22 protein-coding genes are annotated in these 24,926 nt (G+C 65.6%); 10 read left to right on the top strand and 12 right to left on the bottom strand.

All coding sequences use genetic code 11. The annotated features are described in order from the left end of the window. Positions 1 to 155 precede the first annotated feature (155 nt). Genes OMP44_RS12890 through OMP44_RS12855 form a run of 8 tightly spaced genes read right to left on the bottom strand, consistent with a single transcriptional unit; the run spans position 156 to position 8,508 of the window. Positions 156 to 1,754 carry an AAA family ATPase gene (locus OMP44_RS12890; RefSeq protein ID WP_187980376.1) on the bottom strand — a complete coding sequence of 533 codons (1,599 nt, stop codon included), beginning with the start codon at positions 1,752 to 1,754 and terminating at the stop codon, positions 156 to 158. An 18-nt stretch (positions 1,755 to 1,772) separates the two neighbouring features. Beyond that, positions 1,773 to 2,867 (bottom strand): 3-dehydroquinate synthase, encoded by a 1,095-nt coding sequence (gene aroB / locus OMP44_RS12885; RefSeq protein ID WP_280308672.1) that lies wholly within the window; start codon positions 2,865 to 2,867, stop codon positions 1,773 to 1,775. A 52-nt stretch (positions 2,868 to 2,919) separates the two neighbouring features. Further along, the gene (gene aroK / locus OMP44_RS12880) at positions 2,920 to 3,438 is read right to left on the bottom strand and encodes a shikimate kinase AroK (RefSeq protein ID WP_133861489.1); all 519 of its coding nucleotides are present in this window, start codon (positions 3,436 to 3,438) and stop codon (positions 2,920 to 2,922) included. Between the two features lie 5 nt (positions 3,439 to 3,443). After that, positions 3,444 to 5,669 carry a type IV pilus secretin PilQ gene (locus OMP44_RS12875; protein ID WP_187980378.1) on the bottom strand — a complete coding sequence of 742 codons (2,226 nt, stop codon included), beginning with the start codon at positions 5,667 to 5,669 and terminating at the stop codon, positions 3,444 to 3,446. 18 nt (positions 5,670 to 5,687) lie between these two features. Then, complete coding sequence (locus tag OMP44_RS12870) at positions 5,688 to 6,206, bottom strand: pilus assembly protein PilP (protein ID WP_133861491.1); 519 nt, start codon at positions 6,204 to 6,206, stop codon at positions 5,688 to 5,690. Then, on the bottom strand, positions 6,203 to 6,856 hold the full coding sequence (gene pilO, locus OMP44_RS12865) for a type 4a pilus biogenesis protein PilO (RefSeq protein WP_187980379.1): 654 nt from the start codon (positions 6,854 to 6,856) through the stop codon (positions 6,203 to 6,205). Before pilO ends, OMP44_RS12870 begins: the two co-directional genes overlap by 4 nt. Beyond that, entirely contained in the window at positions 6,853 to 7,443 is a 591-nt protein-coding gene (locus tag OMP44_RS12860) for a PilN domain-containing protein (RefSeq protein ID WP_158893530.1), read from the bottom strand. Before OMP44_RS12860 ends, pilO begins: the two co-directional genes overlap by 4 nt. Then, entirely contained in the window at positions 7,444 to 8,508 is a 1,065-nt protein-coding gene (locus tag OMP44_RS12855; RefSeq protein ID WP_133861494.1) for a pilus assembly protein PilM, read from the bottom strand. Positions 8,509 to 8,675: 167 nt separating this feature from the next. Here OMP44_RS12855 and OMP44_RS12850 point away from each other — a divergent pair, with 167 nt between their 5' ends. Further along, complete coding sequence (locus OMP44_RS12850) at positions 8,676 to 11,096, top strand: penicillin-binding protein 1A (RefSeq protein WP_187980380.1); 2,421 nt, start codon at positions 8,676 to 8,678, stop codon at positions 11,094 to 11,096. Positions 11,097 to 11,148: 52 nt separating this feature from the next. Here OMP44_RS12850 and OMP44_RS12845 read toward each other — a convergent pair whose 3' ends face one another. From OMP44_RS12845 to rpmE, 3 genes are all read right to left on the bottom strand, one after another. Continuing rightward, positions 11,149 to 12,417 carry a malic enzyme-like NAD(P)-binding protein gene (locus OMP44_RS12845; RefSeq protein ID WP_133861496.1) on the bottom strand — a complete coding sequence of 423 codons (1,269 nt, stop codon included), beginning with the start codon at positions 12,415 to 12,417 and terminating at the stop codon, positions 11,149 to 11,151. Positions 12,418 to 12,529: 112 nt separating this feature from the next. Continuing rightward, positions 12,530 to 13,357: a thermonuclease family protein gene (locus OMP44_RS12840; protein WP_187980381.1), complete on the bottom strand. Its 828-nt coding sequence runs from the start codon at positions 13,355 to 13,357 to the stop codon at positions 12,530 to 12,532. After that, positions 13,357 to 13,572 carry a 50S ribosomal protein L31 gene (gene rpmE / locus OMP44_RS12835; protein WP_133861498.1) on the bottom strand — a complete coding sequence of 72 codons (216 nt, stop codon included), beginning with the start codon at positions 13,570 to 13,572 and terminating at the stop codon, positions 13,357 to 13,359. Before rpmE ends, OMP44_RS12840 begins: the two co-directional genes overlap by 1 nt. 157 nt (positions 13,573 to 13,729) lie before the next feature. Here rpmE and OMP44_RS12830 point away from each other — a divergent pair, with 157 nt between their 5' ends. The 6 genes from OMP44_RS12830 (at position 13,730) to OMP44_RS12805 (ending at position 21,202) form a co-directional block, all read left to right on the top strand. Further along, on the top strand, positions 13,730 to 15,943 hold the full coding sequence (locus tag OMP44_RS12830) for a primosomal protein N' (protein ID WP_187980382.1): 2,214 nt from the start codon (positions 13,730 to 13,732) through the stop codon (positions 15,941 to 15,943). A gap of 96 nt (positions 15,944 to 16,039) precedes the next feature. Beyond that, on the top strand, positions 16,040 to 17,797 hold the full coding sequence (gene argS, locus OMP44_RS12825; RefSeq protein ID WP_280308664.1) for an arginine--tRNA ligase: 1,758 nt from the start codon (positions 16,040 to 16,042) through the stop codon (positions 17,795 to 17,797). Positions 17,798 to 17,815: 18 nt separating this feature from the next. Next, a complete protein-coding gene (locus OMP44_RS12820) occupies positions 17,816 to 18,553 on the top strand; it encodes an SPOR domain-containing protein (protein WP_280308662.1) in 738 nt (245 codons plus the stop codon). 245 nt (positions 18,554 to 18,798) lie between these two features. After that, the gene (gene hslV / locus OMP44_RS12815) at positions 18,799 to 19,332 is read left to right on the top strand and encodes an ATP-dependent protease subunit HslV (protein WP_017641034.1); all 534 of its coding nucleotides are present in this window, start codon (positions 18,799 to 18,801) and stop codon (positions 19,330 to 19,332) included. A 19-nt stretch (positions 19,333 to 19,351) separates the two neighbouring features. Next, positions 19,352 to 20,701, top strand: a complete 1,350-nt coding sequence (gene hslU, locus OMP44_RS12810) for an ATP-dependent protease ATPase subunit HslU (protein WP_042136625.1) — start codon at positions 19,352 to 19,354, stop codon at positions 20,699 to 20,701. 129 nt (positions 20,702 to 20,830) lie between these two features. After that, the gene (locus tag OMP44_RS12805) at positions 20,831 to 21,202 is read left to right on the top strand and encodes a gamma-butyrobetaine hydroxylase family protein (protein WP_133861502.1); all 372 of its coding nucleotides are present in this window, start codon (positions 20,831 to 20,833) and stop codon (positions 21,200 to 21,202) included. Between the two features lie 7 nt (positions 21,203 to 21,209). Here OMP44_RS12805 and OMP44_RS12800 read toward each other — a convergent pair whose 3' ends face one another. Continuing rightward, a complete protein-coding gene (locus OMP44_RS12800) occupies positions 21,210 to 21,488 on the bottom strand; it encodes a polyhydroxyalkanoic acid system family protein (RefSeq protein ID WP_133861503.1) in 279 nt (92 codons plus the stop codon). A gap of 151 nt (positions 21,489 to 21,639) precedes the next feature. Here OMP44_RS12800 and ubiE point away from each other — a divergent pair, with 151 nt between their 5' ends. From ubiE to ubiB, 3 genes are read left to right on the top strand one after another with little or no spacing between them, the layout of a single operon-like run. Continuing rightward, complete coding sequence (gene ubiE / locus OMP44_RS12795) at positions 21,640 to 22,410, top strand: bifunctional demethylmenaquinone methyltransferase/2-methoxy-6-polyprenyl-1,4-benzoquinol methylase UbiE (protein ID WP_017641038.1); 771 nt, start codon at positions 21,640 to 21,642, stop codon at positions 22,408 to 22,410. Further along, positions 22,410 to 23,045, top strand: a complete 636-nt coding sequence (locus tag OMP44_RS12790; protein WP_280308654.1) for a ubiquinone biosynthesis accessory factor UbiJ — start codon at positions 22,410 to 22,412, stop codon at positions 23,043 to 23,045. Before ubiE ends, OMP44_RS12790 begins: the two co-directional genes overlap by 1 nt. Then, the gene (gene ubiB, locus OMP44_RS12785) at positions 23,042 to 24,640 is read left to right on the top strand and encodes a ubiquinone biosynthesis regulatory protein kinase UbiB (RefSeq protein WP_133861505.1); all 1,599 of its coding nucleotides are present in this window, start codon (positions 23,042 to 23,044) and stop codon (positions 24,638 to 24,640) included. Before OMP44_RS12790 ends, ubiB begins: the two co-directional genes overlap by 4 nt. Positions 24,641 to 24,926 lie beyond the last annotated feature (286 nt).

Below are 24,926 nucleotides of genomic sequence, written 5' to 3'. Positions count from 1 at the left end.
CTTTTTTCGGACAGTCAAAGGCCGACCAGTGTAGCGAAAAAATCGCTTACGACAAACACTGATGACACCTGATGAAAATTTGGTGACGCAAAAAAGAAAGCCCCGGCATCACGCTCGTGATAGCACCGGGGCTTTATTTGCATTTCAGGCAAGAATCAGCGACTGGTGGCGATGTCCTGCTGGATGCTGGCGAAGGTCCGCGGCCAGGGTTTGCTGGCCTGCACCTTGGCCGGCAGCTGCTTGACCGCCGCTTCCGCCGCCGCCCGATTGGCGAAGTTGCCGTAGGTCACCACATAGAGCGCCTTGCCCTGGTAGCTCTTCTTGAAATAGCGGAAGTTGCCACTGTCGGACTGGCCGGCGATGAAGTCCTGCGCGGCCTTTTCGGTGCTGGTGCCCACCACCTGCAAGGCGTATTTGCTACCGGACTGGCTGCCGTACCAGCCCGCCGCGGCACTGCCGGCGTGGGCAGGCGCCGCCGTCGGGGCCGGCTTGGCCGGTGCCGGCGCGGCGGTAGGCGCAGGCGCGGTATGCCGGGGCGCCGGGGCAGCCACTGCCGGCGCACTGGGCGCTGGCGTGCGTGCCGGTGTCCGGCTGGGCAGTTCGTCTTCGTCACTGACCGGCGGGGCCTCGGTGGTCACGGTCGGCGGCACGCCGCCAGCGCCCATGTCGTTACCGGCCGCGGTACCCGCCTGCCGGCCACCAGCCGCTTCCGCCAGGGGTTCACGGATGACCGGCTGCGACTCACCCACCAGCGGCAGGGGCAGCGGCTTGGAAGAGCCGTCGAACTGGATGGGCGCCCCTTGGGCGTCCTTGCCGGCAGAGGCGGTGTTCTGGCCACCCATGGGCAGGTCCTGTCCGGCCGTGCCGGTGGCCGGGGCCTCGCTCTTGCCGCCCTTCAGCGACAGCGCCGCGGCGCCGACTGCCAGCACCACCACCCCGAGAATGACCAGGTGCTTGCGCGGCAGCGCCGCCAGCAGATTGCGCGAGCCCTTCGCCGGTGCGGCGGCCTTCTTGCGCCGGGCGCTCATGCCCGCCACCAGGACATCCCGGGCTTCTTCGTTGAGCCGACCGGGCCAGCCGCCGGAGCGCTGGTGGATGGTCGCGAGTTGCTCGTCGGTAAAGATCTCCAGGCCCTGGCCGGCACCCTCCAGGCGCTGGGCCAGATATTCCTCGGCCTCGCTCTCGCTGTAGGGCAGCAACTCGATGGCGTGATAGCGCTCTTCGCCCTGGGCGATGTCTTCCAGGCGCATCACCACTTCCGCTTCGCCGAACAGGAAGACGTGCAGGCGCTCCTTTTCGCCGCCACCGGCCAGTTCCAGCAGGGCTTCCAGCGCGGGGGTGGCCAGCGCCTCGGCGTCATCCACCAGGATGTAGACCTCCTGCCCCGCCAGGCGCACTTCCGCCGCCTGCGCGAGAATGGCCGCCGGCGTCTGGCTGTCGGCTCCCACGCCCTTGGCGACCTGGGCCAGCACGGTACGGGCGTCGCCGCCGTTCTGCGCGGAAATCACCACGCAGTGCACGGCCTCCTTTTTGGTACTGGCCGCCAGCGCCTGGCGCAGCAGCGTCTTGCCACTGCCCTCGGGGCCGCTGACTACCAGCAGCAGCTGGCTGTAGCGGGCCAGATGATGCAACTGGCCCAGCACCGGCTTGCGCTGCGCCGGAAAGAATTTGAAACCGGGAACGCGGGCGGCGAACGGGTCGTGAGTGAACTGATAGTGACCGAGGAAAGCTTCGTCGGCGTGCAGATTGGACATGGGACTCTCTTGTTCTCCTTACTGGGCGGTCAGCGCTTGGTAATCGGTACGCAGCGTCTGCTCGAGAATGTCGCGGGCGAAGTCGGCGGTCACCACGGCCTGGCCCAGGTCACTGAGCAGTACCAGCCGGAGTTGTCCATCCAGGACCTTCTTGTCCACCGCCATGAGGCGTTCGAAATCGGCCGGCTGCATGTCCGCCGGCGGTACCACGGGAAGTCCTGCCCGGACCAGCAGGCGCAGGGCGCGGTCGCGCTGGGCAGCCGTGAGCCAGCCCAGCAGCAGGGACATCTGCAACGCCATGACCATGCCGGCGGAAACCGCCTCGCCATGCAGCCAGACGCCATAGCCCTGGTGGGTCTCGATGGCGTGACCGAAGGTATGGCCGAGATTGAGGATGGCACGCAGGCCCGACTCGCGCTCGTCGCTGCCGACCACCTGGGCCTTGGCCGCGCAGGAACGCTCGATGGCTTGGGTGAGGGCCTGCTGGTCCAGCGCCAGCAGCGCCTCGACATGCTCTTCGAGCCAGCCGAGGAAGGGTTCGTCGCAGATCAGGCCGTACTTGATGACCTCGGCCAGACCCGCCGACAGTTCGCGCGCCGGCAGGGTCGCCAGGCTGTCGGTATCGATGACCACGGCCTTGGGCTGGTAGAAGGCGCCGATCATGTTCTTGCCCAGCGGGTGGTTGATGCCGGTCTTGCCACCCACCGAGGAATCGACCTGGGACAGCAGCGTGGTCGGCACCTGGATGAAGTCCACCCCGCGCTGATAGCAGGCCGCGGCGAATCCGCCCATGTCGCCGATCACCCCGCCACCGAGGGCGATGAGGGTGGTCTTGCGATCATGGCGATCCTGCAGCAGGCCGTCGAAGATCAGCTGCAGGGTTTCCCAGTTCTTGTGCGCCTCGCCATCGGGCAGCACGATCGAGCTGACCTGGCGGTCGCCCAGGGTGCGCAGCAGGCGCTCCAGATAGAGCGGCGCGATGGTTTCATTGGTGACGATCGCCACCTTGCGCCCGGCGAGATGGGGCAGGAAGCAGTCCGGCCGATCCAGGAGGCCCTGGCCGATGTAGATCGGGTAGCTGCGCTCACCGAGCTCGACGTGAAGAGTCCGCATGCCGTCACCTTGATTCAAAGGGCGCCTAGCATAGCGCAGAACGCACGCGGCTTTAATGCGGCGCCAGGGCTTTCAGACGGTCGAGTATCTGCAGCACGACCAGCCGGGGTGGCCGCTCGTCGGTCTCGATGATGATATCGGCGATCTCGCGGTACAGCGGGTCGCGCATGGCCATGAGATTGCGCAGCACCGCCGCGGGATCGGCGGTCTGCAGGAGGGGACGGTTGCGATCGCGGGAGGTGCGTTCGATCTGCTGCTCGATGGAGGCATGCAGATAGATGACCCGTCCGCCGTGCTTGAGCGCCTGGCGATTGTCCTCGCGCAGCACGGCGCCCCCGCCGGTGGCCATTACCAGGCCGTTTTCCGCGCACAGCTCGGCGATCGCGGCGCGTTCGCGCTCGCGAAAGCCCTGCTCGCCTTCCACATCGAAGATCCAGGGGATGTCGGCACCGGTACGTTCTTCGATTACCTTGTCGGAATCCTTGAACGGCAGCCGCAATTCCTTCGCCAGGAGCCGGCCGATGGTGCTCTTGCCCGAGCCCATCGGTCCTACGAGAAACAGATTACGCACTTATGTCATCGACCAACCGCTATCGCCTGGTTGTTCATGATACGCGGCGTGAGGAAGATCAGCAGCTCGACTTTGCTGTCGGTGACCGAATCCCGGCGGAACAGTCGGCCGACATAGGGAATATCCCCCAGCATCGGCACCTTGGTGGTGGACTTGGTCTGGGTATTGGAGAACACCCCGCCCAGCACGATGGTCTCGCCATCGCTCACCAGCACCTTGGCATTGACCTCGTTCTTGCTGATCGGCGGCACGCCGTTGAGGGCATTCTGGTAGTCAGGGGCATCCTTGTTGACCTTGACCTCCATGATGATGCGGTTGTCCGGGGTGATCTGCGGTGTGACCTCCAGCGACAGGGCAGCCTGCTTGAAGCTGGTGCTGGTGGCACCGCTGGAGCTGGCTTCCTGGTAGGGGATCTCGGTACCGCGCAGGATCTTGGCGGTCTCCTTGTCCGAGGTCACCACCTTGGGCTGGGAGATGATTTCACCATTGCCGCTGGATTGCAGCGCGGACAGCTGCAGGTCGAGCATCTTGCCACCGACCATGAAGCCGACGCCGATGCCCGAGGTGCTGCCGGAAACGCCCATGTCGACGAAGGGCGTGGGCGCGACGCCGTTGGTAGAAGTGAAATTACCCACGGTACTGGTGCCCGGCAGGAAGGCCTGACCGGTAGTAGGATCGACCGTGGTGGCGCCGTCCTTGCCATAGACCGCGAAGTTGCCCGAACTGGCGTTACCGCCCCAGCGCACGCCCAGCTGCTTGCTGTAGTCGACGTTGGCCTCCACCAGCCGCGCCTCGATCATCACCTGGCGCACCGGGATGTCCAGTTGCGAGACGATGCGCCGGAGTTCGTCCAGGCGATTCTGGGTCTGGTAGGCAATGATGCTGTTGGTGCGCTCGTCCACCGAGATGGAGCCGCGCTCGTCGGCGGTCTTGTCGGCGCTGGTCACCGACTGGAACAGCTTGGCGATATCGGCGGCCTTGGCGTAGTTGACCTGGATCAGGTCGCGACGCAGCGGGGCCAGTTGCTGGATCTGCTTCTGGGATTCCAGCTCCTGACGCTCGCGCGCGGCGATCTCGTCGGCCGGCGCCACCAGCAGCACGTTGCCGATCTGGCGCTTGTCGAGACCCTTGGTCTTGAGGATCAGATCCAGCGCCTGGTCCCAGGGCACGTTCTGCAGGCGCAGGGTGATGTTACCCTGCACGGTGTCGCTCGCCACCAGGTTGAGATTGGTGAAATCGGCGATCAGCTGCAGCACCGAGCGGACGTCGATGTCCTGGAAATTCAGCGACAGTTTTTCACCGGTATAGGTGAAGCGATCGGCTGCGCGCTTTTCCTTTTCCTCGGTGGTGAGCGGCTTGACGCTCAGGGTCAGACGATTGTTGGTCTGGTAGGCCAGGTAGTCGTAGGTCCCGGTCGGCTCGATGACGATGGACGCCCCGCCGCTGTCAGCGGAGGCGTTGACGAACTGCACCGGGGTGGCGAAGTCCTTGACGTCCAGGCGCACGCGCAGCTCTTCGGGCAGCTGGGTACCGGCGAAGGTCAGGCGGATCTTGCCGCCCTGCTCCTGGATGTCCGGGTTGATGCCGGTCTCGCTCAGGTCGATGACCACGTTGCCCTCGCCCTGGGGACCCCGCTGGAAATCGATATGGCGGATCGCCTTGCCGCGCAGTTGCGGCCGCGGCGCGGTCATGGCCGCTACGGTGGAAGTGGCCTGGGTCGGCGGCAGCGGCGTGCGGGCGACCGCACCGGGCAGGGGGGCGGACGAGGGTGCGGTCACGGTGGCCGGCGCGGCGGCGCGCGGCAGGTTGGGCGTCAGATTGGCCTGGGCGCTGGCAGTCTGGCGACCGGCGGTGCCGCCGATGGTGACGAACAGGTTGCGGCCGTCGGCCCGGGTGTCGTAGCTGGCCAGGTTGGTGAGGTTGATGATCAGGCGGGTGCGATTTCCCGCCTCGACCACCGTCACGCTGCGAGCATTGCCATTGCCCAGCTCGCGGCTCTTGGTACCCAGCTTGTTGGCCACGCCGGGCAGATCCAGGGCAATCCGCGCCGGCTGCTCGATGGTGTAGCCCTTGGGCACCGGCACCGGCTGATCGAAGGTCAGCTTGAGTTCGATACGATCCCCGGGCAGGGAGGCGACGTTCAAGGCCTGCAGATCGGCTGCCAGGGCCTGACCGGCCAGGCTGCTCAGCAGCAGGGCCAGTCCCAGTCGTCCCGCGATAGTAGTGTTCACAGTGCTCGCCCTGCCCATTTAAGTCTTTTCCTTCAAGGTGATGGTGCGCGGCCGTTCCAGCCAGCCACCCTCGCCATCCGGGACGATTTCGATCACGTCGATCTCGCCATCGGTAATCTTGGTGATGCGCCCATCGTTGCGCCCCAGGTAGTCCCCCACCTTGACGCGATGCACGCCCCCGGCACCGTTGACCAAAGCATAGCGGCCGCTGGCATTGGCCAGGATGCCGACCATGCTGAAGGTCTCGATGTTGAAGCCTTCGAGAAACTGCTTGGGCCGATTCGCGTCCGGCTTGATGTTGCCGGTTCCGCGCTGGCGCACCGTGGGATCGATGCGCACCGGCGCCTGGAAGGGGCTGCGCAGGGCCGCGGCGGCGTAGGTGAAGGGTTCGTAGGCGCGAAACTGCGGCAGCGGCTCGATGGAACCGCGCGGCTTGGCCCGGGTTTCGTCCATGAAGGCCTGCAGATCGCTGGTATCGCTGGAACCACAGCCGACCAGCACGCCGGTCAGCAGGCAAAGCAACAGGGGCGTCCTCATTTGCCGAGCCCCTTGTCGTTGTACCTGTAGGTCTTGGCCAGGACGTTCATGCGCAACTTGCCGCCGCCTCCGGAGACCGTACCGCCACCATTGGCATTCTTGTCGTCCACCGGCTTGAGATCGAAGTCGTGCAGGGTGACGATGCGCGGCAGGCTGGAGACGCTGCTGACGAAGGTCGCCAGGTCGTGATAGTTGCCCACCACGGTGATCTGGATCGGCAACTCGACGTAGAACTGCTGGGTGACTTCGGGCAGCAGCTTGATCTGCTCGAATTCCAGACCGCTGCCGAGACCGGTGCGGGTGATGTCTTCCAGCAGCGCCGGCACCTCGGTATCGCCGGGCAGTTGCCGCAGCAGGGCACCGAAGGACTCCTCCATCTCCACCATCTGCTGCTTGTAGGCATCCAGATTGGCGGCCTGGAAGGCCTTGCTGGCGTATTGCTGCTTGAGCGTCTCTTCCTGATTGCGCTGACTGTCCAGCTGGGCCTGCATGTCGCTGAGATGGAACTGATAGCCGAGCAGCAGCACCACCAGCATGATCAGCAGGCAGGCGATGACCTTGACCGGCTTGGGCCAGGAACCGAGGTTCTCCAGGCTGAGTTCGTTGATGTCAACCTTGCGCAGGCTGGCCAGGGAATCGGCGAGACTCATGGTTTGCCTCCCTTGGCGAGCGGGGCCGGGGCAACGGGGGCGCCGGGCTGGGTCTGCTTGACAGTGAGCTGGAAGGTGTTGGCCTGGTCCACCGCTCCGGCAGTGGTCGCCTTGACCTCGATCAGCGTAGGCGACGCGAACCAGTCGGAGGCATCCAGGTTACGCATCAGGTTGGAGACGCGGTTGTTGGATTCCGCCTCGCCGCTGATCGACAGGGTGTCGCCCTGCATCTTCAGCTCGCGGAAGTAGACGCCGTCCGGCAGGGTACGCACCAACTGGTCGAAGACGTGGCCGATGACCGGGCGGTTGCCTTGCAGGTCCTGGATGATCTTCATCCGCGCCAGCAGTTGCTGACGACGGGTCTTGAGTTCGCTGATCTCCTTGATGCGCACGTCCAGCTGGGCGATGTTCTGCTGGATGAAGGCGTTGCGCGCCTCCTGCCGGGCAATCTCGCCGGACAGGTACTGATCCCCGAGAAACACGGCGCCGCACGAGAGCACGAAGATACCGCCCAGGATCACCAGGAACTGCTTGCGCCTTTCTTCGCGCAGCTGCTCCCGCCAGGGCAAGAGGTTGATGCGGGCCATCTAGTCGAAACTCCTCATGGCCAGGCCGCAGGCGATCATCAGCGCCGGGGCGTCACCCGCCAGGGCTGCCGCATTGACCTTGTTGCTGACGGTCATGTCGGCGAAGGGATTGGCCAGGACCGTGGGGGTGCCGATTTTCTGCTGGATCAAGCGGTCGAGTCCGGAAATTGACGCGGTTCCTCCAGCAAGCAAGATGTAGTCCACATCATTGTATTGCCCGGCGGCGAAAAAGAACTGCAGCGAACGCGCCACCTGCTGCACCACGGCCTCGCGGAAGGGCGTCAGCACCTCGCTCTGGTAGTCGTCCGGCAATCCACCCTGCTTCTTGGCCAGACCGGCCTCCTCCACCGAGAGGCCGTAGCGGCGCTGGATTTCCTCGGTGAGCTGACGACCGCCGAACAACTGCTCGCGGGTATAGATGGTCTTGCCGTTGTGCAGCACGCTCAGGGTGGTCATGGTGGCGCCGATGTCGACCACCGCCACGGTCAGGTCGTCGACATGGCCGCCGAGCTGGTTGGCCAGCAACTGGTAGGCGCGCTCCAAGGCATAGGCCTCGACGTCGACCACCTTGGCCGCGACACCGGCCAGCGCCAGGGCCGCCTCGCGAACCTCGACGTTTTCCTTCCGGCAGGCGGCCAGCAGCACCTCGACGCGCTCGGCGTTGCGCGGCGACGGCCCCTGCACCTCGAAGTCGATGGCGACCTCGTCCAGCGGATAGGGAATGTACTGGTCGGCTTCCAGCTTGATCTGGTTTTCCAGCTCGTCGTCGGTCAGGCCGGCATCCATCTCGATGGTCTTGGCGATCACCGCCGAGCCGGAGACGGCCACCGCAGCGCTGCGCGCGGAGCTGCGCGCCTTGACCAGCACCCGGCCGATGGCCAGGCCCACGCCTTCGAGTTCGGCGATGTTCTTTTCCACCACGGCATTGGCCGGCAGGGGCTCGACCGCATAGGCCTCCACCCGGTAGCGTCCGCCTGAACGGCTCAACTCGATGAGTTTCACGGATGTCGAACTGACGTCGATACCCAGCAGCGTATTCGCCTTCTTTCTGAATAGCCCTAGCACATCAGTTCCCTATGAGCGACGGTGGTCTTCCGCGGACGGGCATTAGATAACAGACTTGACACCCGAGCAAATAGCGGCCAACCGCCAAACGCGCCTATAATGGCGACGCCGTGTAGGCTGACCCTCACCTGTCGCCCTTTCCTTCTTTCCATTCGAAAAGTCTCTTGATGCGTGTTCTGAAATTTTTCTGGTGGTCGTTGGTCGCCCTGGTCTGCAGCCTTTTGCTGGGTCTCAGCGGTGCCTTCCTCTACCTCAGCCCCAGCCTGCCCTCCATCGACGCCCTGCGAAACGTGCAACTGCAGATCCCTCTGCGGGTGTACAGCGCGGACGGCAAACTCATCGCCGAATTCGGCGAAATGCGCCGCTCGCCGCTGCGGTTCAACGAGATACCGCCCAACTTCATCCATGCCCTGCTCTCCGCCGAGGATGACAACTTCGCCAATCACTATGGCGTGGATGTGAAAAGCCTGGCGCGCGCAGTGAGCCAGCTGGTCAAGACCGGACATATCCAGACCGGCGGCAGCACCATCACCATGCAGGTCGCCAAGAACTACTTCCTGACCAGCGAACGCAGCTTCTCGCGCAAATTCACCGAGATCCTCCTGGCGCTGCAAATCGAGCGCCAACTGAGCAAGGACGAGATCCTCGAGCTCTACGTCAACAAGATCTACCTGGGCAACCGCGCCTACGGTATCGAGGCCGCCGCCCAGGTCTACTACGGCAAGTCCATCAAGGACCTGACCGTCGCCCAGATGGCGATGATCGCCGGTCTGCCCAAGGCGCCGTCGCGCTACAACCCGGTCGCTAATCCTGAGCGTAGCCTGGAAAGACGCAACTGGATCCTCGAACGCATGTTCAAGCTCGGTTATATCGATCAGGCGGCCTACCAGGCCGGCATCGCCGAGCCGCTCGAGGCCTACCACCACGTCGCCGTGCCTGAACTCAACGCTCCCTACATCGCCGAAATGGCGCGGGCGGAAATGGTCGGGCGCTACGGCGGCGACGCCTATACCGACGGTTATCAGGTCTATACCACCATCGACAGCCGGCTGCAGACGGACGCCTTCAACGCCGTGCGCGACGGCCTGACCGACTATGACCGCCGCCATGGCTATCGCGGCCCCGAGGCCCAGTGGCCCAACCGCAGCCGCCCCGAGTGGACCGCGCTGATCCAGAAGCAGCGCATTGTCGGCGGCCAGGATCCGGCCATCGTCACCCAGGTGGAGAAGAGCGGCATCCTGGTCCTGACCCGCGAGGGCAAGGAAGAGGCGGTCTCCTGGGACTCGATGAAGTGGGCACGCCCCTACCTCAGCGCCAACAGCCTGGGGCCGCGCCCGAACGGTCCGGCCGACGTGGTCAAGGTCGGCGACCTGATCCGGGTGCAGCGCCAGGACGATGGCAGCCTGAAGTTCTCGCAGATCCCCAAGGCGCAGAGCGCCCTGGTGTCGCTTGATCCCCAGGATGGCGCCATCCGCGCCCTGATCGGTGGTTTCTCCTTCGAGCAAAGCAACTACAACCGCGCGACCCAAGCCCGCCGCCAGCCCGGCTCCAGCTTCAAGCCGTTCATCTATAGCGCGGCCCTGGAGAAGGGCTTCACCGCCGCCAGCCTGGTCAACGATGCGCCCATCGTCTTCATGGACGAGAATCCCGACGAAGCCTGGCGACCGAAGAACGACAACAACACCTTCCTCGGCCCCATCCGCCTGCGCGAGGCGCTGTATCGCTCGCGCAACCTGGTGTCCATCCGGGTGCTGCAGGCCATCGGCATCGACTATGCGCTGGATTACGTCAGTCGCTTCGGCTTCGAGCGCGATCAGTTGCCGCGCAACCTGTCCCTCGCCCTCGGCACCCCGGGCCTGACGCCGCTGGAGGTGGCCACCGGCTGGTCGGTGTTCGCCAACGAAGGCTACAAGGTGACGCCCTACGTGGTCGATCACGTGACCGATCGCGACGGCAAGGTGGTCTATCGCACTGCCGCGCCGCGGGTGCCCCAGCAGGTGCAGGCCAAGGCCGCAGCCGGCGTCGAGGTCACACCGGTGGCCGATACCACCGCTGCCGATCCGGCCAATCCGCCGCCGGTGTTCGCGCCCCAGGTCATCGACCCGCGCAACGCCTTCATCATGAACAGCATGCTGCAGGACGTGATCAAGCGCGGTACCGGGCGCAAGGCGCTGGAACTGGGTCGCAACGACCTGGCCGGCAAGACCGGCACCACCAACGAATCCAAGGACACCTGGTTCTCCGGCTACAACGGCGACTACGTGACCACGGTCTGGGCCGGCTTCGATCAGCCCGAGACCCTGGGTCGCCAGGAATTCGGTGGCACCGTGGCCCTGCCGATCTGGATGAGCTACATGGGCGCGGCGCTCAAGGACAAGCCGCCGCATCAGCTCAAGGAACCGGACGGCATCGTTTCCATCCGCGTCGATCCCACCACGGGTCGCGCCGCGCCGCCCGGCACGCCCAACGCCTATTTCGAGCTGTTCAAGAGCGAGGACACCCCGCCGAGCCTGGACGAGCTGCCGCCCGGCGTCGCGCCCGGCACGCCACTGCCCTCCAGCGAAAACGTGCCCATGGACATCTTCTGATCCGCGCCCAATAAAAAACCCCGCCTTGGCGGGGTTTTTTTTGCTTCGGGCCTTACTTGGCGAAGACGTCATCCACCGACTTCAGCGGATAGTTCGCCGGATAGGGCAGCGTGGCCACGCCGGTCTCGATGGCGGCCTTGGCCACGGCATCGGATACCAGGGTGATCAGGCGCGCGTCCATCGGCTTGGGAATGATGTACTCGCGACCGAAGCTCAGGCTGTCGACGTTGTAGGCGGCGCAGACTTCCTTGGGCACCGGCAGCTTGGCCAGATCACGCAGGGCCAGGGCCGCGGCGATCTTCATCTCTTCGTTGATCACCCGGGCGCGAACGTCCAGGGCACCGCGGAAGATGAAGGGGAAGCCCAGCACGTTGTTGACCTGGTTCGGATAGTCGGAGCGACCGGTGGCCATGATCACGTCGTCGCGGGTGGCGTGGGCCAGCTCGGGGGTGATTTCCGGATCCGGGTTGGAGCAGGCGAAGACGATGGGGTTGGCCGCCATGCGCTTGAGGCCTTCCGCCGACAACAGGTTCGGACCGGACAGACCGACGAAGACATCGGCGCCTTCGAGGGCGTCGTCCAGGGTGCGCTTGCTGGTCTCGGTGGCGAAGGCCGCCTTGTACTGGTTCAGGTCGCTGCGACCGCTGTGGACCACGCCCTGACGGTCGATCATGTAGATGTTCTCGACCTTGGCGCCCATGCTGGCCAGGAGGCGCATGCAGGAGATGGCGGCAGCGCCGGCACCCAGGCAGACGATCTTGGCGTCTTCCAGACGCTTGCCGGCGATTTCCAGGGCGTTGAGCATGCCGGCGGCGGTGACGATGGCGGTGCCATGCTGGTCATCGTGGAAGACCGGGATGTCGCACTGCTCGATCAGGGCGCGCTCGATCTCGAAGCACTCGGGCGCCTTGATGTCTTCGAGGTTGATGCCGCCGAAGGTGATGGAGATGCGCTTGACGGTGTCGATGAAGGCCTGGGGGCTCTCGGCGTCCACCTCGATGTCGAAGACGTCCACACCGGCGAAGCGCTTGAACAGCACGCCCTTGCCTTCCATCACCGGCTTGGAGGCCAGCGGGCCGAGGTTGCCCAGGCCGAGGATGGCGGTACCGTCGGAGATCACGGCGACCAGGTTGCCCTTGCCGGTGTAACGGTAGGCCAGTTCGGGATCGCGACCGATCTCGCGGACCGGTTCGGCGACGCCGGGACTGTAGGCCAGGGACAGGTCACGGGCGGTCGCGGTGGGCTTGGTCAGCTCGACGCTGAGTTTGCCGGGGCGCGGTTGGGCGTGGTATTCGAGGGCGGCGGTTTTGAGATCAGACATTATTGGTATATCCGCGTGGTGTGGGTCTTGGGTCGGGCGAGAATACGCAAAGACTCAAGGTGCCACAAGCAATCGGCCATATGCCTGAAATCAATCGCAATACGACTTTCGGCTAAAACGATTCAACCCGCAAACCCAGCATGTGCGGGTCGCTCAGGGTCATCTGCCAGCGCCCGCGACCCGCTTCCTGGCGCCGACTGCGATCGACGATCCAGCCTCGGGCTTCGAGGTCGCGCCCTGTCCATTGGCGCAGCGGCACCTCGTCGAAGGCCGCGACGAAGCGCTCGGGGACATTGACCACCAGATCGCCTTCGAACTGCAGCCAGAGGCCGCCACGATTGCGCTCGACGTCCAGCAGACGCCCCCGCACCACGGCGAAACCACTCTCTTCCAAGCGGGTCGAGGCGATGGTCGGATCCTGCTTCCAGACGCCCCGTCGCGCCTTGCGCGCCTGGCTTTCCGCGGCGGCCTGACAGGCGGCCAGCCGGGTATTGGGCGCGATGGCGACGGCATAGCCGAAGCCCTCGGCTATCAGCCGGGCTTCCAGGTTGCCGCCCTGGCGATCATAGAGATGCGCCAGGGTGCGACCATAGTGGTCGGTCGCCTCGCTGCCCGGCACCAGCCGCAGGCGCTGGTCGCTGGCCGCGACCAGCTCAAGCAGCCGCCGACGCGCCGCCTCGGCATAGGGCTGGGCGGTACCGCCGGACGTGCCCAGCTCCGGAGCATTGACGCCGATCAGGCGCACCGAACGGCCGTCGACCAGGCGCAGGGTATCGCCGTCGACCACCTGGCGGACCACGACCTCCTGTCCGCCCGGCAGCAACGGACAGTCCGCCGCCTGGGCCACCGGGGCGCCAGCTAGGCCACAAACAAAAAAGGCGCCCCAGAGGGACGCCTTTTTCAGTGTCGAACCATGCAGAGATGGCCGACGGCAGCGCATTACTTGTTGCTGCCGAACACGCCGAAGCGCTGCTTGAAGCGATCGATACGGCCGCCAGCGTCCAGGACCTTCTGCTTGCCAGTGTAGAACGGGTGGCATTCGGAGCAGACGTCCAGGTGAATGTTCTTGCTCAGGGTCGAGCGGGTCTTGATGACGTTGCCGCAGCTGCAGGTGGCTTCGATGGCATCGTACTGCGGATGGATATCAGCTTTCATGGGACTATCCTCGGGGTCTAGCTGTGCCGCCACCCGGCGCCATTGCCGGATACCGCACAGATTTGGGCTGCAAATCATACCAGAGCAGATAGGAGGTGCAAGCAGCCCCCTCACCGCCCGTCTGCTACCATCGGGCTTTCCTCCTGCGAGCCCTGCCGTGCCCCTGATCCTGCGCCTGGCGCTGCCCTCCCCACTGCGCCGCCTGTTCGACTATCTGCCGCCCAAGGGAGTGGTCGAGGAGCAGTTGCGCCCGGGCGTGCGGCTGCGGGTACCCTTCGGTCGCCGCGAGGTGGTCGGGGTGCTGATCGAGGTGGCCCGGGAAACCGAGGTGCCGCCGGACAAGCTGCGCAAGGCACTGCAACTGCTCGACGAGCGTCCGCCGCTGCCCAGCGCGCTGTTCGAGCTCTGCCAGTGGTCTGCCCAGTACTATCAGCACAGCCTCGGCGACACCCTGAGCTGGGCACTTCCTGCCCTTTTGCGTCAGGGGGAGCCGGCCGAGCGACGACTGCAGCGCTTCTGGATCGCCCAGCCCGATGCGCGCCCGGAAGATCCACGCCTGGCCCGCGCGCCGCGCCAGCGCGAGGCACTCAAGACCCTGCGCCAGCACCCCCACGGGGTGCTGCACGAATTGCTCGGTCAGCTCGGCCTGGTCAAGGACAGTCTCGATCTGCTGCAGGCCAAGGGCCTGGTCACGGTGGAGACCCGCTATCACCAGCCGACGCGGCACCAGGGTTCCTGGCTGGCCCAGGCCGAGTTGCCACTCAACAGCGAGCAGCGCCTGGCCTACGAAGCGGTCCGCGCCGGCAGCGGCTTCCACTGCCATCTCCTGGAAGGGGTGACCGGCAGCGGCAAGACCGAGGTCTATCTGCAACTGATCCGCGCCACCCTGGAAGCGGGGCGCCAGGCGCTGCTACTGATCCCCGAGATCAACCTGGGCCCGCAGACCCTGGGGCGTTTCGAGCAGCGCTTCAATGCCCGCATCGCCCTGCTGCACTCGGCGCTGACCGATCGCGAGCGCATGGATATCTGGCTGGCCGCCCGCGATGGCGAACTGGACATCGTGGTCGGCACCCGCTCGGCGCTGTTCACCCCACTCAAACACCCTGGGCTGATCATCGTCGATGAGGAACACGACGCCTCCTATAAACAGCAGGAGGGCCTCAGGTACCACGCTCGCGACCTGGCGGTGGTTCGCGCGCGCTTCGAGAATCTGCCGGTGGTGCTGGGCTCGGCCACGCCCTCGCTGGAAAGCCTGCACAACGCCGACCAGGGGCGCTATGCCCACCTGCGCCTGTCGCTCCGTGCCGGTGGCGCCCAGCCGCCGCGCTTCGAGCGCCTGGACGTGCGCAGCCGTCCGCTGGACAGCGGCCTCTCCCAGCCACTGCTCAAGGCCATGGGCGCGACCCTGGAGCGCGGTCAGCAGGTGCTGGTGTTCCTCAATCGTCGCGGCTTCGCTCCCACCCTGCTCTGCCACGACTGCGGCTGGCTGGCCCAGTGCCCGCGCTGCGATGCGCGCATGACCTATCACCGCGGCTCCGGCGAATTGCGCTGCCACCACTGCGATCAGCGCCAGACGCCGCCGCGGCATTGCCCGTCCTGCGGCAAGCTCGACCTGCGCCCGGTGGGTGCCGGTACCGAACGCGCCGAGGAACGCCTGCAGCTGCTGTTTCCGGACGTCCCGGTGCTGCGCATCGACCGCGACACCACGGCACGCAAGGACGCCTTGGGCAAACTCCTGCGCACCATCCACAGTGGGGTGCCCTGCATCCTGGTCGGCACCCAGATGCTCGCCAAGGGGCACCACTTTCCAAAGGTGACCTTGGTGGCCGTGCTGGACGCCGACAGCGGGCTGTTTTCCGCCGACTTCCGCGCCAGCGAGCGCATGGCCCAGCAGATCGTCCAGGTGGCCGGTCGCGCCGGTCGCGCCGAGGAGCCGGGGCAGGTGCTGATCCAGACCCATCTGGCCGATCATCCGCTGATGGTGCAGCTGGCCGAGGAGGGTTATCCGGCCTTTGCCCGCCAGGCTCTGCAGGAGCGCCGCGCCGCCGGGCTGCCGCCCTTCGCCTATCTGGCGCTGCTGCGCGCCGATGCCCATCGCCAGGACCAGGTGGAGAATTTCCTGGAGGCGGCCTATCACGTCGCCGAGGGCCTGGCGGTCAATCTCGCCCTGCCTCAGGTGGAGTTGCTGGGGCCGGTACCGGCGCCGATGGAGCGCCGCGCCGGTCGCCACCGGGCCCAGTTGCTGCTGCAAAGCAGCAGCCGCGCGCCTCTGCATCGCCTGCTGGGCATCTGGGTCGTCCAGCTGGAAAGCCTGCCTGAAGCCCGTCAGGTGCGCTGGTCGCTGGACGTGGATCCCATCGATCTCTTCTAGTGGCATTGGCTTACCATTGGCAAGGCCGGGCTCGCCACGGATAATGCCGGGTTTTCATCGCAGTGCGCGCTCGGCGCACGCCGAAGGCCAATGACCATGAAAGACAGCATCCGCCAGCTCATCCAGCACGCCCTCGACCGCCTGATCGCCGACGGCACCCTGCCGGCCGACGTGGCTCCGGCCATCCAGGTCGAAAACACCAAGGACAAGAGCCACGGCGACTTCGCCAGCAACGTCGCCCTGCTGCTGGCCAAGCCGGCTCGCGCCAAGCCCCGCGACCTGGCCGAAAAGCTGCTCGCCGCCCTGCCCGCCGATCCGGCGGTCAGCAAGGTGGAAATCGCCGGCCCCGGCTTTCTCAACTTCTTCCAGAATCACGCGCAACTGGCCGCGCGCCTGGATGCCGCCTTTGCCGATCCGCATCTGGGGGTGCCCAGGCACGAGCCGCGTCAGCGCGTCGTGGTGGACCTTTCCTCGCCGAACCTGGCCAAGGAGATGCACGTCGGTCACCTGCGTTCGACCATCATCGGTGACGCCGCGGCGCGGGTGCTGGAATTCCTCGGCGACGAGGTGATCCGCCAGAACCACGTGGGTGACTGGGGCACCCAGTTCGGCATGCTGCTGGCCTACATGGAAGAGCAGCCGCAAGCCGCCGAAGGCGAGCTGGCCGATCTCGAGGTGTTCTATCGCGCCGCCAAGGGGCGCTTCGACGCCTCGCCGGAATTCGCCGCTCGCGCGCGCGAACTGGTGGTGGCGCTGCAGGCCGGCGATGCCCACTGCCTGCGACTCTGGGAACGCTTCAATGCCGTCTCCCTGTCCCACTGCCAGGAAGTCTACGACCGCCTCAACGTCCGCCTGACCCCGGCCGACGTCAAGGGCGAGAGCGCCTACAACGACGACCTGGCCCAGGTGGTGAGCGATCTGGACGCCGCCGGCCTGCTCACCGAGAGCGACGGCGCCCGCTGCGTCTTTCTCGACGAATTCAAGAACGCCGAGGGCAATCCCCTGCCGGTGATCGTGCAAAAGGCCGGTGGCGGCTATCTCTATTCCACCACCGACCTGGCCGCCATGCGCTACCGCAGCCGCCAGCTGCACGCCGATCGGGCGCTCTACTTCGTCGACCAGCGCCAGGCCCTGCACTTCCAGATGGTCTTCGAGGTGGCGCGCCGCGCCGGCTTCGTCGCACCGACCATGCAACTCGAGCACATGGGCTTCGGTACCATGAACGGTGCCGACGGTCGCCCGTTCAAGACCCGCGACGGCGGTACCGTCAAGCTGGTCGACCTGCTCGACGAAGCCGAGGAACGTGCCTACCAGCTGGTCAAGGAGCGCAATGCCGGTCGCGCCGAGCGTGGCGAGGCGCCCTTCAGCGAGGACGAACTGCGCCACATCGGCCGCGTGGTGGGCATCGCCTCGGTCAAGTACGCCGACCTGTCCAAGCACCGCACCAGCGACTACAGCTTCAACTTCGAGCAGATGCTCAGCTTCGAGGGCAATACCGCGCCCTATCTGCTGTACGCCTACACCCGCGTCGCCAGCGTGCTGCGCAAGGCCGAGCAGAGCGAACCCGCCGGCAGCATCCGCCTGGATGCCACGCAGGAGCAGGATCTGGGCGGTCGCCTGGCGCAATTCGGCGAAATCCTCGCCAGCGTTGCCGACAAGGGTACCCCGCACCTGCTGTGCAGCTACCTCTATGACCTGGCCGGCCTGTTCTCCAGCTTCTACGAGAATTGCCCGATCCTGACCGCCGAGGACCCCGCGCTGCGCCAGAGCCGCCTGCGGCTGGCGGCCCTCACCGGGCGCACCCTCAAGCAGGGTCTGGAATTGCTCGGCCTGCACACCCTGGAACGCATGTAAGAGACGGATCACCGCCTGATGGCTACCAAGAAAGCCCCACCCAAGCGCGGCGCCAGTCGCAACACCTCGACTCCCAAGAAACAGCCCCTGCCCGGCTGGGTCTGGCTTGCGTCGGGTCTGGCCATCGGGGCCTTCGTGGTGTTCCTGATGAAGCTCGAACCAGGCAACAAGGCGGTGCAGCGTGCCAAGCCGGAAGAAGGCCGCCCGGCCGCCACGGCGGGTAATGGCAAGTCGTCGACTGCTACCGGCAAGACCGAAGGCACGCCGCCCACGCCGATCAAGCCCAAGTACGACTTCTATACCCTGCTGCCCGAATCCGAGGTGATCGTGCCGCCGGACGCCGTGCCGCGCAATCCGGCCGCCAAGCCGACCACCCCGGCCAAACCGGATGCCGCCGCGACCCCGGCGCAACCCGGCCAGCCGGCGACCGCGACGTCGGCCACGCCCGCGACCACCCCGGGCCAGCCGGCCGCCACGCCGCCCAAGGAAGCCACCACCAAGGCCCAGCCGCCGGTAACCCTGTTCTTCCTCCAGGCCGGTTCCTTCCGCACCCAGGCCGATGCCGACCGGGTCCGCGCCCAGATCATCATGCTCGGCCAGGACGTGCGGGTGGAGTCGGGCAAGGTCAAGGACGACACCTGGTACCGGGTACTGGTCGGTCCCTACAGCGATCGCGACCAGCTGACCCAGGCGCAGAAACAGCTCGCCGGCAGCGGCTTCAAGAATCTGTTGCTGCAACAGCGACGCGGTCACTAAAGAGTCTGCCCATGGCCTGCTGCGAGTCAGCCAAAAGGCGTTGAAAACTCTCTCGGAATGCTCATTTACCACGCGTAAACTGCGCTTCCTCGAGAATTTTCGCCTGGTTTGGCTCCAGCTCGCGAGGCCGTGAACAGACTCTCACCTGCCGAATCCCCCCGCCGCGACGCTTGAAGGGCGCCGCGGCCATCCCCATATCTCCGCTTAACCGGGGCCGACGCCCCAAGCAACGCGGAGAGATTCCCTTGACCACCATCGTTTCTGTACGCCGCAACGGCAAGGTCGTGATCGGCGGCGACGGCCAGGTTTCCCTGGGCAACACCGTCATGAAAGGCAACGCCAAGAAAGTCCGGCGGCTGTACCGGGGCGAGGTGCTGGCCGGTTTCGCCGGCGGTACCGCCGACGCCTTCACCCTCTTCGAGCGCTTCGAGGCGCAACTCGAGAAGCACCAGGGCCACCTGGTCCGCGCCGCCGTCGAGCTGGCCAAGGACTGGCGCACCGACCGTGCCCTGCGCCGTCTGGAAGCCATGCTGGCGGTCGCCAACAAGGACGCCTCCCTGATCATCACCGGCAACGGCGACGTGGTGGAACCCGAAGAAGGGCTGATCGCCATGGGCTCCGGTGGCGCCTATGCCCAGGCCGCCGCTCGCGCCCTGCTCATGCACACCGACCTCAGTGCCCGCGAAATCGCCGAGACTTCCCTGAATATCGCCGGTGACATCTGCGTGTTCACCAATCGCAACCTGACCATCGAGGAGCTGGACGCGCCCCAGGCGTGATCCGGTTTAGAGACTGCCCATGTCCATGACCCCCCGCGAGATCGTCCACGAACTCAATCGCCACATCATCGGCCAGGACGACGCCAAGCGCGCCGTGGCCATCGCCCTGCGCAACCGCTGGCGGCGCATGCAGCTGCCCGTCGAGCTGCGTCCCGAGGTCACCCCCAAGAACATCCTGATGATAGGCCCCACGGGTGTGGGCAAGACCGAAATCGCCCGGCGCCTGGCCAAGCTGGCCAATGCGCCCTTCCTCAAGGTGGAAGCCACCAAGTTCACTGAGGTCGGCTATGTCGGCCGCGACGTCGAGTCCATCATCCGCGACCTGGCCGACGCCGCCGTGAAGATGCTGCGCGAACAGGAAATGGTGCGTAACCGCCATCGCGCCGAAGACGCCGCCGAAGAGCGCATCCTCGATGCCCTGCTGCCGCCGGCGCGGCCGTCGGTGGGCTTCAGCAACGAGCCCCAGCCGGCATCGACCGATAGCAACACCCGTCAGCTGTTCCGCAAGCGCCTGCGCGAAGGCCAGCTGGACGACAAGGAAATCGACATCGAGGTGGCCGATGCCCCCGCTGGCGTCGAGATCATGACCCCGCCCGGCATGGAGGAGATGACCAGCCAACTGCAGAATCTCTTCGCCGGCATGCACAAGGGCAAGACCAAGCAGCGCAAGCTCAAGGTCAAGGAAGCGCTCAAGCTGGTGCGCGACGAAGAAGCCGCGCGCCTGGTCAACGAGGAAGAACTCAAGGGCCGTGCCCTGGAAGCCGTCGAGCAGCACGGCATCGTCTTCATCGACGAGATCGACAAGGTCGCCAAGCGTGGCAACACCAGCGGTGCCGATGTCTCCCGCGAGGGTGTGCAGCGTGACCTGCTGCCGCTGATCGAAGGCTGCACCGTCAACACCAAGCTGGGCATGGTCAAGACCGACCATATCCTGTTCATCGCCTCGGGCGCCTTCCACCTGTCCAAGCCCAGCGATCTGGTGCCGGAGCTGCAGGGTCGTCTGCCGATTCGCGTCGAACTCAAGGCGCTGACCCCGCAGGACTTCGAGCGCATCCTCACCGAGCCGCATGCCTCCCTCACCGAGCAGTATCGCGAACTGCTCAAGACTGAGGGGCTGCTGGTGGAATTCGCCGCCGACGGCATCACCCGCATCGCCGAGATCGCCTGGCAGGTCAACGAGAAGACCGAGAACATCGGTGCCCGGCGCCTACACACCCTGCTGGAACGCCTGCTGGAAGAGGTGTCCTTCAGCGCCGCCGACCTCGCTGGCCAGCAGAATGGCGAGCCCATCGTCATCGACGCGGCCTATGTGAACGGCCACCTGGGCGAACTGGCGCAGGACGAAGACCTGTCGCGCTATATACTGTAACGGTAGGTTTGGTGCATTCGTAATCGCGGCCATGGGCCGCTCCTACAGGGTTCGATGTCTCCTGTAGGAGCGGCCCATGGCCGCGATGGCCTCAGGCAAAGACTGCAAAACCGCTCAGAGAACCTCACCATGCGTACTCCCACCGCCATCCAGCTCCACAAGGCTTCCAAGACCCTCAGCGTCAGCTATGGCGCGGAAACCTTCGAGCTGCCCGCCGAATTCCTGCGGGTGCACTCGCCTTCGGCCGAGGTCCAGGGACACGGCAATCCGGTATTGCAGTGGGGCAAGCAGCAGGTCGGCATCAGCGCCGTCGAACCGGCGGGGCGCTACGCCATCAAGCTGACCTTCGATGACGGCCACGACAGTGGTCTGTTCAGCTGGGACTATCTCTATGAACTGGGCAGTCGCCGCGACGAACTCTGGGCCGACTACCTGGAACAGCTGGCCCGCGCCGGCAAGACGCGGGACCCACACGTCAGCGCGGTCAAGCTGATGCTCTAGCCCTGGCTCAGGCCGCCAGGGCCTTGTCCAGCTTGCGCTCGATCTCTTTCTCGATCTGGCCACTGAGCATCGAGAACATCATGCCCAGGGTCGCCAGCACCCGCACCCGGTCTTCACCGACCTCGATCCGTCCATCCACGCCGCTGCGCGTGAATGTCAGGGTATCGCCTTCCCAGGCGCAGGCCACCCCATAGTCACGCGTGAGTTTTTCGGCCAGTTGATCGGCCTTCTGGCGAACGCCTTCCAAGCCAAGCGAATGGCTGCGTTCGATGGTGATCTGGGACATCGGGGAACTCCGGATAAGGGGCCCTGACTATAGCGAGGGCCCGCCACGTCGCCAATCGCGAGAACCGAGCGGTCAGCCCCGGTTTTAGCCGGGCATGCCGGGCGATCGGCCTGCTAGAATGCCCTCTTGTCCCTGTCCCAGGTGTAGCCCCATGAGCGATCCGCGCAAAGGCCCCGAGGCCGAATCCCAGACCCACTTCGGCTACCAGAGCGTTCCGGAGAGCCAGAAGGCTTACAAGGTCGCGGAGGTCTTCCATTCGGTGGCGGCCAAGTACGATGTGATGAACGACCTGATGTCGGCGGGCATCCACCGGCTGTGGAAGAGATTCACCATCGAGCTGTCCGGCGTGCGCCGTGGCAACCGCGTACTGGACATCGCTGGCGGCACCGGCGACCTGACCAAGCAGTTCGCCCGTCTGGTCGGCCCCACCGGCGAGGTGGTCCTGGCCGACATCAACGATTCCATGCTCCGGGTCGGCCGCGACCGCCTGCTCGACGAAGGCGTCGCCAGCAATGTGCGCTTCGTCCAGGCGGATGCCGAGAAGCTGCCCTTCCCCGACAACCATTTCGACTGCATCACCATCGCCTTCGGCCTGCGCAACGTCACCCACAAGGACCAGGCCCTGGCTTCGATGCTGCGCGTGCTCAAGCCGGGTGGCCGGCTGCTGGTGCTGGAGTTCTCCAAGCCCACCAATCCGCTGGTGTCCAAGGCCTATGACGCCTACTCCTTCGGTTTCCTGCCCCTGATGGGCAAGCTGGTGGCCGGTGACGCCGAAAGCTATCGCTACCTGGCCGAATCCATCCGCATGCACCCCGATCAGCAGACCCTCAAGGCCATGATGGAAGAGACCGGTTTCGCCCGGGTCACCTTCCACAACATGACCGGCGGCGTGGTCGCCCTGCATCGCGGCATCAAGCCCTGATGGCCCTCGTCACCCAGGCATTGCTGGCCGCGCTGGAGCGTGGCCTGAATCCACTACTGGCGCTCGACCCCGTGGCCTTGCCGCGGCTGGCCGGCCTGACCGGCCGGGTGATCGCGGTGCAGACCCGGCAACCGGCGCTGCGCCTGTACGTCCTGCCCGCGGGTGACGGCCTGCATTTCGCCGCCCATCACGAAGGCGATATCGACTGCACCCTGAGTGCCCCGGCGACACGTCTGGCCGAACTGGCCCTGGCCCGTGACAAGCAGCGGGTGCTGCACCAGCCGGACGTGCGTCTGGAAGGCGACAGCACCCTGCTGATCGAGCTGGCCAACATCCTGCAGAAGCTGGAGCTGGACTGGCAGCACGAGGTCAGTCGCTGGCTCGGCCCGCTGCCGGCGGCGCTGCTGGGCGATCTGGCCCGGCGCGGCCAGGCGCTCGGTGAACAGAGCCGTGACAGCCTGCAACTGACGCTGTCCAACTGGCTGAACGAGGAGAGCCGCCAGCTGGTGGGTCGTCTCGAAGGTGAGGCCCGCTTCGCCGAGATCGATGCCCTGCGCCTGGACGTGGATCGTCTCGACGCCCGTCTCGCCCGCCTGGGCACCGCCCGCAACACCAGGGATAACCCCGACGAATGAAGCTGTTCGCTGCCCTCAACCGCCTGTTGCGGATCTTCTTCGTGGTCATCCGCTATCGGCTTGACGACATCGTCTATGCCCTGCCGCTGCCCTGGTACCTGCGTGCCACCCGCTACGTGCTGCCCTGGCGCTGGTTGCCACGTCCGAGCAAGACCCTGCCGCGCGGCGCCCGTCTGCGCCTGGCGCTGGAAGGTCTGGGACCGGTGTTCGTCAAATTCGGGCAGATCCTTTCCACCCGGCGCGACCTCATGCCGGAGGATATCGCCGACGAACTGATGTTCCTGCAGGACAAGGTCCCGCCCTTTCCGCCGGAAAAGGCCGTGGCGCTCATCGAGTCCCAGCTCGGCGTACCCATCAAGCAGGCCTTCGCCCGCTTCGATCACCAGCCGCTGGCCTCGGCCTCGGTGGCCCAGGTCCATGCCGCCCAGCTGCGGACTGGCGAAGAGGTGGTGGTCAAGGTGGTGCGCCCGGGGCTTAAGAACATCATCAGCCAGGACATCGCCTGGCTGTTCCTGCTGGCGCGCCTGGCCGAACGGCTGTCCGCCGAAGCCCGCCGCCTGCACCCGATGGACGTGGTCAGCGACTACGAGAAGACCATCTACGACGAGCTGGACCTTTTGCGCGAAGCGGCCAACTCCAGCCAGCTCAGACGCAATTTCGACGGCTCCGAGCGCCTCTATGTGCCCCAGGTGTACTGGGACTGGTGCCGCGAGCGGGTGCTGGTCATGGAGCGCATCTACGGCATCCCGGTAACCGACCTGGCCGCCCTGCGCGACCAGGGCACCGACTTCAAGCTGCTGGCCGAGCGAGGGGTGGAGATCTTCTTCACCCAGGTCTTCCGCGACAGCTTCTTCCACGCCGACATGCACCCGGGCAACATCTTCGTCAGCACCGCCAAGCCCTGGGATCCGCTCTACATCGCGGTGGACTGCGGCATCATCGGCAGCCTGACCCCCGAGGACCAGGACTATCTGGCGCGCAACCTCTGGGCCTTCTTCCAGCGCGACTACCGCAAGGTCGCGCAGTTGCACATCGACTCCGGCTGGGTACCGGCCAACACCCAGGTCAACGAACTGGAAGCGGCCATCCGCACCGTCTGCGAACCCATCTTCGAGAAGCCGCTCAAGGACATTTCCTTCGGCCAGCTGCTGTTGCGGCTGTTCCAGGTGGCGCGCCGCTTCAACATGGAGATCCAGCCGCAACTGGTGCTCCTGCAGAAGACCCTGCTCAACATCGAAGGCCTGGGCCGCCAGCTCTATCCGGACCTGGATCTCTGGTCCACCGCCAAGCCCTACCTGGAAAAGTGGATGCGCAAGCGGCTGAGTCCGCCGCAGGTCGCCCGCAATATCCAGCAGCAACTGGAGCAGATCCCCCATCTGGCGCAGATGGCGCGCGATACCCTGGAACGCATCACCCAGCCGCATCGCAAGGATCCGCCCAATCCCTGGGGCAGACGCAACGACGACTGGATCGTGCGGGTGGTCGGCGCGGTCCTGCTGGTGGGTGCGGCACAACTGGGTCTCGAACCCCAGCCCCACGCCTGGCCGGCCTGGGCCATGCTGGTCGGCGGCCTGGTTCTGGTGATCAGGCGCTGAACTCCTTAAGCTGTAACCGTCCTGTCATTTTTATCGGGCGAAATACACGCCCTCAGCCACTGGTGCCCTGCCGCTGTATTCGAGTTGCGTCTTGTGCGAGGCTAGGGCCTGTCTGAAAAGTCGCCGAGCGAAGGTCAGGCAAGGCGCAACGACCAACGGGAGTAACAGCCAAGGGTTGGCCCGAAGGGTGAGCGCCAGCGAATCAAATCCGTGAGGAAGCGGAGTTTACGAACGGTAAATGAGCATTCCGAACGGATTTTTAACGCCACATGACCGAGCGCAGGCA

The sequence above is a fragment of the Pseudomonas flavocrustae genome, from assembly GCF_029872515.1.
In the GTDB taxonomy this organism is placed as follows: domain Bacteria; phylum Pseudomonadota; class Gammaproteobacteria; order Pseudomonadales; family Pseudomonadaceae; genus Chryseomonas; species Chryseomonas aestiva.
The sequence above is the reverse complement of the archived record's forward strand: the minus strand, read 5'-3'. Positions and strand labels throughout refer to the sequence as shown.

Excerpts from the sequence above, each read along its gene's own strand:
- OMP44_RS12890 (WP_187980376.1), bottom strand. The coding sequence starts at position 1,754 with ATGTCCAATCTGCACGCCGACGAAGCTTTCCTCGGTCACTATCAGTTC.
- aroB (WP_280308672.1), bottom strand. The coding sequence starts at position 2,867 with ATGCGGACTCTTCACGTCGAGCTCGGTGAGCGCAGCTACCCGATCTAC.
- OMP44_RS12870 (WP_133861491.1), bottom strand. The coding sequence starts at position 6,206 with ATGAGGACGCCCCTGTTGCTTTGCCTGCTGACCGGCGTGCTGGTCGGC.
- pilO (WP_187980379.1), bottom strand. The coding sequence starts at position 6,856 with ATGAGTCTCGCCGATTCCCTGGCCAGCCTGCGCAAGGTTGACATCAAC.
- OMP44_RS12860 (WP_158893530.1), bottom strand. The coding sequence starts at position 7,443 with ATGGCCCGCATCAACCTCTTGCCCTGGCGGGAGCAGCTGCGCGAAGAA.
- OMP44_RS12850 (WP_187980380.1), top strand. The coding sequence starts at position 8,676 with ATGCGTGTTCTGAAATTTTTCTGGTGGTCGTTGGTCGCCCTGGTCTGC.
- OMP44_RS12845 (WP_133861496.1), bottom strand. The coding sequence starts at position 12,417 with ATGTCTGATCTCAAAACCGCCGCCCTCGAATACCACGCCCAACCGCGC.
- OMP44_RS12840 (WP_187980381.1), bottom strand. The coding sequence starts at position 13,357 with ATGCGCTGCCGTCGGCCATCTCTGCATGGTTCGACACTGAAAAAGGCG.
- rpmE (WP_133861498.1), bottom strand. The coding sequence starts at position 13,572 with ATGAAAGCTGATATCCATCCGCAGTACGATGCCATCGAAGCCACCTGC.
- argS (WP_280308664.1), top strand. The coding sequence starts at position 16,040 with ATGAAAGACAGCATCCGCCAGCTCATCCAGCACGCCCTCGACCGCCTG.
- OMP44_RS12820 (WP_280308662.1), top strand. The coding sequence starts at position 17,816 with ATGGCTACCAAGAAAGCCCCACCCAAGCGCGGCGCCAGTCGCAACACC.
- hslU (WP_042136625.1), top strand. The coding sequence starts at position 19,352 with ATGTCCATGACCCCCCGCGAGATCGTCCACGAACTCAATCGCCACATC.
- OMP44_RS12805 (WP_133861502.1), top strand. The coding sequence starts at position 20,831 with ATGCGTACTCCCACCGCCATCCAGCTCCACAAGGCTTCCAAGACCCTC.
- OMP44_RS12800 (WP_133861503.1), bottom strand. The coding sequence starts at position 21,488 with ATGTCCCAGATCACCATCGAACGCAGCCATTCGCTTGGCTTGGAAGGC.
- ubiE (WP_017641038.1), top strand. The coding sequence starts at position 21,640 with ATGAGCGATCCGCGCAAAGGCCCCGAGGCCGAATCCCAGACCCACTTC.
- OMP44_RS12790 (WP_280308654.1), top strand. The coding sequence starts at position 22,410 with ATGGCCCTCGTCACCCAGGCATTGCTGGCCGCGCTGGAGCGTGGCCTG.
- ubiB (WP_133861505.1), top strand. The coding sequence starts at position 23,042 with ATGAAGCTGTTCGCTGCCCTCAACCGCCTGTTGCGGATCTTCTTCGTG.